The sequence below is a fragment of the Bacillus sp. FG16 genome, assembly GCF_057809515.1.
This window is the reverse complement of the sequence record NZ_JBMDKC010000311.1, coordinates 1-527: the sequence shown is the minus strand read 5'-3', so window position 1 is coordinate 527 and position 527 is coordinate 1. Positions and strand designations below refer to the sequence as shown.

Below are 527 nucleotides of genomic sequence, written 5' to 3'. Positions count from 1 at the left end.
TAGTCCTTTTTCAATGTAATCTCTTACTTCTTCATAATGACTTAAGCGGAAATGTTCTCTTGCCAATAAGTAATTTGTTTTAATATGGTGATCTTCTCGGAAAACCTCAGACAGATATCGTATCGCTAGTTCTGAAAGATCTTGATCGGCATATAACAAACCTAAGTTATGTCGTACTTTTAAAATTGATGCATGTTCATCTGCTTTTGTGAAAGTATCTAACGCTGAGATTAAGTATTCTTCTGCTAACTCAAACTGTCCTAACGTTATACAAGACATTCCTAACGTGTTTTTGCATGCTCCCGTTTTAACCTCATACCCTTTATTTTTTGAAAAAAACTCCTGGGCTTTTGTAGCGTAATGAATAGCTAACAAAGGCTGAGATAAATAATAATGAAATAGAGATACACGATAATTAAACTCAGCTTTTTCAGCTTCATCAGGAACTGCTATAAGTAATTTTTCAGCTAGCTCATAGTGTTTCTTTGCATCGCTGTAATTTCCTACTTCCGTAGCATAAATAAATG

General features: G+C 34.0%; 1 protein-coding gene. It reads right to left on the bottom strand.

The window, feature by feature from the left end; translation table 11 throughout:
- The coding region (locus tag ACODS7_RS32480; protein WP_488828673.1) for a tetratricopeptide repeat protein at positions 1-527 on the bottom strand (527 nt) is incomplete at both ends.